The organism is Natronomonas sp., from assembly GCF_028274965.1.
GTDB lineage: Archaea > Halobacteriota > Halobacteria > Halobacteriales > Haloarculaceae > Natronomonas.
On sequence record NZ_JAQCNO010000033.1, the window covers coordinates 1 to 6,383 of the forward strand.

A 6,383-nucleotide genomic window follows, 5' to 3' on the forward strand; every position below is an offset into this window, starting at 1 on the left:
TACGGCTATCCGATCGCGATCAAAGCCGAGGGCGGCGGCGGCGGTCGCGGCATGAAGATCGTCCGCGGCCCCGAGGAGGTCGACGACGCCCTCGAGAGCGCCAAACGCGAGGGCGAGGCGTACTTCGACAACGACTCCGTGTACCTCGAGAAGTACCTCGACGCGCCGAAACACATCGAGGTGCAGATCCTGGCGGACGAACACGGCACCGTCAGACACCTCGGCGAGCGGGACTGCTCGCTGCAGCGCCGCCACCAGAAGGTCATCGAGGAGGCGCCGAGCCCGTCGCTGTCTGAGGAGCTCAGAGCCGAGATCGGCGCGGCGGCCCGCCGCGGGGTCGCAGCGACGTCGTACACGAACGCCGGGACCGTCGAGTTCCTCGTCGAGGACGGTGAGTTCTATTTCATGGAGGTCAACACCCGGATCCAGGTCGAACACACCGTCTCCGAGGAGCTCACCGGGATCGACATCGTGAGATCGCAGATCGAGATCGCCGCCGGCGAGGAGATCGGCTTCGCCCAGGGGGACGTCGAACTCGAGGGCCACGCCATCGAGTTCCGGATCAACGCCGAGGACCCCGCCGCGGAGTTCGCCCCGACGCCGGGGACGCTGACGACGTACGACCCGCCGAGCAGCGTCGGCGTCCGACTCGATCACGCGGTCAAACAGGCCGACGAGATCGGCGGCGACTACGACTCGATGATCGGGAAACTGATCGTCCACGCCCCCGACCGCGAGGCGTGTTTCGCCCGCTCCGAGCGGGCGCTGAAACATTTCAACGTCGAGGGCGTCGCGACGACGATTCCGTTCCACCGGCTGATGCTCACCGACGAGGCCTTCGGTGCCGGCACGCACACGACGAAGTACCTCGACGAGGAACTCGATCCGGCCCGGTTGGACGACGCTGTCGACCGGTGGGGATCGGACGCCGGCGGGGGCGGGAGCGGAAGCGGCTCCGGCTCCGGATCGCCCTCAACGCACGCCGTGACCGTCGAGGTCGACGGCGAACGGTTCGAGGTGCTCATCGAGGACGGCGTCGTCGAGGCCGACAGCGCCAACAGCGCCGACGGAGGCGGGGGCGACGCCGGCTCCGAGACGGCCGCCGCGGGCGCGATCGCCGCGGAGATGCAGGGGACGATCCTCTCGGTCGACGTGTCCGTCGGCGATCCGGTGTCGCCCGGCGACGTCGTCTGCGTGCTCGAGGCGATGAAGATGGAAAACGACGTGACCGCCGAGGCCGGCGGGACGGTATCCGAGATCGCGGTCGCCGAGGGCGACTCGGTCGATCAGGGCGACACGCTCGTGATTCTGGAGTGATTCAGGGATGAAAATCAGCGTATCGGACGACATAGCGACGGAACAGGCCCGCGCGGTGGCCGAGGCGCTCGCCGATCGGTTCGGCGACGACGTGACGGTCGTCTCGGCCGACGGCGACGAACTCGGAACGGCGACGTACGACGGGTCCGGGTCCGAACCGGGCCGATCGGCCGCCGAGGCCGACCGGGACCCGACGCCGGATCGGGACCTCGGCCCGACCGAGCGGGAGGCCGAACTGCGCCGGGAGATCGAGACGATCGAATCGGGCGGCAAACAGAAGTACAAGGACCAACTCCCCGAGCAGGGCAAGCGGTTCGTGCGGGACCGGATCGATCTGTGGTTCGGCTCCGGCGGGGACGGAGACGGCGATGGCGACGGAGACGGAGACGACGGGGACGGCTTCCTGTTTGAGGACGGCAAGTTCGCGGAGTTCGACGCCGAGGATGTGCTGCCCGCCGACGGGCTCATCACCGGCGGCGCGGAGTTCGAGGGCCGCAACGTCCACTTCATGGCGAACGATTACACGGTCAAGCGGGGGAGCATGGCGTCGAAGGGCGTCGAGAAGTTCCTCCGCATGCAACAGCGCGCCCTGAAGACGGGGCAGCCGGTGTTGTACCTCATGGACTCCTCGGGCGGCCGGATCGACCAACAGACCGGCTTCTTCGCCAACCGCGAGGGGATCGGCAAGTACTACTACAACCACTCGATGCTCTCGGGACGGGTGCCGCAGATCTGCGTGCTGTACGGCCCCTGCATCGCCGGCGCGGCGTACACACCGGTGTTCGCCGACTTCACCGTCATGGTCCGAGGGATGAGTTCGATGGCGATCGCCAGCCCGCGGATGGTCGAGATGGTCACCGGCGAGGAGATCTCCCTAGAGGAGTTGGGCGGCCCCGACGTCCATGCGAAACACTCCGGAAGCGCGGATCTCGTCGCCGACGACGAGGAACACGCCCGGGAGTTGGTCGCCCAACTCGTCGGGTACCTCCCGAACAACAGCGACGAGACGCCGCCCCGAACCGACGGGACGCCGCCGGCGAACCCGCCCGCGGAGATCGACGGCGTCATCCCCCAGGAGCCGAACCGCGGCTACGACATGCTCGACGTGATCGACCGGATCGTCGACCGCGACTCGTGGTTCGAACTCAGACCCGAGTACGGCGCGGAGATCCTCACCGGGTTCGCCCGCATCGACGGCCGGCCGATCGGGATCGTCGCGAACCAGCCGGCCCAGCGGGCCGGGGCGATCTTCCCCGACGCCGCCGAGAAGGCGGCGGGCTTCATCTGGACGTGTGACGCCTACAACGTCCCGCTGTTGTACCTCGCGGACACGCCGGGCTTCATGGCCGGCTCGCAGGTCGAGAAGGACGGGATCCTCGAACAGGGAAAGAAGATGATCTACGCGACCTCCTCGGCGACGGTGCCGAAACAGTGCGTCGTCGTTCGGAAGGCCTACGGGGCCGGGATCTACGCGATGAGCGGCCCCGCCTACGACCCCGAGTCGACGCTCGCGTTGCCCTCCGGCGAGATCGCGATCATGGGTCCGGAGGCGGCGATCAACGCCGTCTACGCGCGGAAACTCGACGCGATCGACGACCCCGAGGAGCGAAAGCGGACCGAGGAGGAACTCAGAGAGGAGTTCCGCGAGAACATCGACGCGCGGCGGATGGCGAGCGAGGTCGTCATCGACGAGGTCATCCCGCCGAGCACGCTCCGCGAGGAGCTCACGAACCGCTTTGCGTTCTACGAGGGCGTCGAGAAGGACGTCCCGGACAAGAAACACGGAACGATCCTCTGAGTCGGATGACGGGACGCTACTACGAGGACTTCGAGGTCGGCGAGACCATCGAACACGACAAGCGACGCACCATCTCGGAGGCCGACAACCAGGCCTTCTGCGACATGACGATGAACCAACAGCCCCTGCACCTGGACGAGGAGTTCGCCTCCGACACGCGGTTCGGCGAGCGACTCGTCAACGGGCTGTACACGATGAGCCTGGCGGTCGGGTTGACGATCCCGGACACGACCGACGGCACCATCGTCGCGAACCTCTCGTACGACGACGTCGAGCACCCCGCCCCCGTGTTTCACGGCGACACGATCCGGGTCCAATCGACGGTGACGGACAAACGCGAAACGAGCGACGGCGAGCGGGGGATCGTCACGATGCGCGTCGAGGTGTTCAAAGTGAACGATCCGGAGGAACCGCTCGTGTGCTCCTTCGAGCGGACGGCCCTGTCGCTGAAACGGCCCGAGGCGTGACAGACCGGCCGATCACCGGCTGAACTCGTAGCCCGCCTCCCGGTCCCAGGCGGACCCGATCCCCTCCTCTTCGAGCCCGCGACGCCTGATCTTCCCGGTCGGGTTCCTCGGCAGGTCCGGCCTGATCTCGACGTACCGTGGCACCTTCAGGTACGGCAGCGACCGTTTGCAGTGCTCGTACACGTCGATCGGGCTCAGCGACGCGCCGTCCTCGGGGACGACGACGGCCTTGATCTCCTCGGTGCCGCGTCGGTCCTCGACGCCGACGACGGCGGCCGTCTCGACGTCCGCTGCGGCGTCGATGACGCTTTCGATCTCCAGGGAGGACACCCGTCCGGCGATCCGGCCGCGGTAGATCGAGTTGTCCTCGTTGGCGATGAAGTGCACGAAGCCGTCCTCGTCTTTGTACCCGATGTCGCCGCTGTGGATCCACTGGTTCCGGCAGACCTCGGCGGTCCGTTCGGGCTCGTTGAGATACCCCTGTAGCATCGTGTTCGGCCGCCGCGGCCGGACGACGATCTCGCCGGACTCGCCGGTCTCGACCGGCCAGTCGTTCTCGTCGACGATCTCGACGTCGGCGTAGGAGACGGGCCTTCCGGAGCTGCCGATCCGGCGCTGTTCGGGGGTGTTGTACGTCGCGATCGTCGACGTCTGGGTGACGCCGTACCCCTCCAAGACCGTGATGTCGAAGCGGTCCTCGAACTCGCGGATCAGCGTCTCGTCGGTCCCGAAGCCGAAGCCGTGGCCGATCGCCAACTCGACGGGGTTGTCCATCGGTTCCGGCCCGTCGTACCGGCCGTTCAGCACCGAGAGGAGCCGGCCCAAATAGAGGATCACCGTCGCGTCGCGGGCCTCGACGTCCCGCCAGTACGTCTCCGGGTCGAAGGGCCCCGAGAAGACGAACTCGGCGCCCGACACGAGCGCCCCGACCACGCCGAGTTGGAACGTGAAGATGCTGTACAGCGGGAGCGTGGTGAAGATCCGGTCGTTCGTGTCGAACCCGAAGAGCTCGTCGGCGGCCTCGCGGCCGGTGTTGATGTAGGCGTACTGCGGGAGGAGCACGCCCTTGGGTCGTTCCGTCGCCCGCCGTTGGACGAACGTCACCGAAACCGTGTCGGAGCCGCGACACTCACCGTCGGGGGGCGTACTGTCCCCGTCGAGCAGCGACGCGAACGGCCGGTACGGACGGTCCGACGGCCGGTCCCCGACGAAGTACGCCGCCGTGATGTTCGGGACGTCCTGCCGGACCGACTCGTAGGCGCCTCTCGTTCGGTCGTCGACGACGATGGTCTCGGCGTCGGACTTCGCGAGCGCGGCGGCGAGGGTCTCCCCGGTAAAGCGGGTGTCGATCGGCGCGACCACGGCCCCGAGTTTCGCCAGCGCGAAGTACAGCGACACGTACTCCATCGAGTTGTACATGAACAGACAGACGGTGTCGCCGTCGCCGATCCCGCGCGCGGCGAGGCCGTTCGCGAGGACGTTCGCCCGCTCGTCCAGTTCCGCGTAGGTGAGCGTCTCGCCGCGGTACCGAACGAACGGGCGATCGCCGGCGTTCTCGGCCGCCGCCTCGAGAGCCCCGCCGAGCGTTTCGCTGCCAGCGGGCGGTCCGGGGGTGCTCATTTTAGCTCGCCTCGGTTTCGGTTTCTCCACCGATTTCGGCTTCGGTCCCCGACCGATCCGCCTCGGATCCACCACGTTCCGGGGCGTGGATCTCCGAGGCGGCCGACTCGAGGGCCTCGACGACGCCGCTGTCCGGCGGCGCACCGAGTTCGTGGGAGTAGGCGAACACCCCGACGGCGTGGTACCGGCCGCCCGGGGCCTCGAAGGCGACGCCGGCCGATCGGACGCCGAGTGCCGCCTCGCCGTCGCCGACGGCGTAGCCGCGCTCTCGGATCTCCGAGAGTTCGGCGTCGAGCGCCGTTGGGTCCGTGATCGTCCGTTCGGTGTGCGACGGGAGCCCGTGGTACTCGAGGATCCTCTCGGCGGACGCCTCGGGAAGCGCCGCGAGGATCGCCTTCCCCGGGGCGTGGGTGTGGAGGTACGATCGCTTTCCGATCCGGCCGTACACCGCCGCGTCGCCGTCTGGCACGGCGCGCTCGACGAACAGCCCGCGTCCGTGCTCGGCGGTTATAAGCCACGCCGGGTGTCCGACCGACGCCGAGAGCGCCGAGAGCGCCACCGGGGCCGCGTCGCGGACCTCAAGGCGGCTCTTGGCCGCCATCCCGTGGGTCAGAAATCGGAGTCCGAGGTAGTACGCCCCGTCGCGCTCGACGACGTACCCCATCGATTCGAGCGTCGTGAGGTAGTTGTGGACGGTGCTTTTCGCGAGATCGACGCGTCGGTGCAGTTCGTCCAACCCGACCCCGTCGTAGTTCTGGAGGACGCCGACGATGTCGAACGCCGTTCGGACCGACTTGACCTGTCTCGTTGACGATTCCCGAATCACAATCCACCGTCGTCCCCCGGTATATTATATCTGTCCCCGATGCGTGACGATCAGGGCCGATGATCTCCGCAAAAGCGGCGTTTGATTCACATATATCGAACGTGTGCCGAGACGAGCGACGCCGCCGAACAGTATACGTACACGCATCGAACAGACACCCTCCGATCGGCTCGAAAATAACAAAGATAGGTCTGTTAGCGAGCGTTGCTGCACGCGGAACCGAACGCGTCCGAGCGGGTCCCGCGTCCGGGTGAGCGAGTGCGGCCGGCCGCGACGACTACGCCGTGACGAGCGTCTCCTGGTACGCGCCGTAGTGGTCCTCGAAGACCGCCATGATCTCGCCCATCGTCGCGTA

Annotated in this window: 5 protein-coding genes; 3 read left to right on the top strand and 2 right to left on the bottom strand. The window is 67.5% G+C overall.

What is annotated here, in order from left to right; genetic code table 11:
• The 3 genes from Q0916_RS04975 to Q0916_RS04985 all read left to right on the top strand — a co-directional run.
• On the top strand, window positions 1-1,317 hold a 1,317-nt coding region (locus Q0916_RS04975; protein WP_299235201.1), incomplete at its 5' end, for a biotin/lipoyl-containing protein.
• A 7-nt stretch (window positions 1,318-1,324) separates the two neighbouring features.
• Window positions 1,325-3,115 carry an acyl-CoA carboxylase subunit beta gene (locus Q0916_RS04980; RefSeq protein ID WP_299235204.1) on the top strand — a complete coding sequence of 597 codons (1,791 nt, stop codon included), beginning with the start codon at window positions 1,325-1,327 and terminating at the stop codon, window positions 3,113-3,115.
• A 5-nt stretch (window positions 3,116-3,120) separates the two neighbouring features.
• Complete coding sequence (locus Q0916_RS04985) at window positions 3,121-3,582, top strand: MaoC family dehydratase (RefSeq protein ID WP_299235206.1); 462 nt, start codon at window positions 3,121-3,123, stop codon at window positions 3,580-3,582.
• A gap of 12 nt (window positions 3,583-3,594) precedes the next feature.
• On the opposite strand, the gene Q0916_RS04990 is transcribed toward Q0916_RS04985, so the two are convergent.
• Complete coding sequence (locus Q0916_RS04990; RefSeq protein WP_299235209.1) at window positions 3,595-5,202, bottom strand: class I adenylate-forming enzyme family protein; 1,608 nt, start codon at window positions 5,200-5,202, stop codon at window positions 3,595-3,597.
• 1 nt (window position 5,203) lies between these two features.
• Entirely contained in the window at window positions 5,204-6,028 is an 825-nt protein-coding gene (locus Q0916_RS04995) for an IclR family transcriptional regulator (protein ID WP_299235212.1), read from the bottom strand.
• Window positions 6,029-6,383 lie beyond the last annotated feature (355 nt).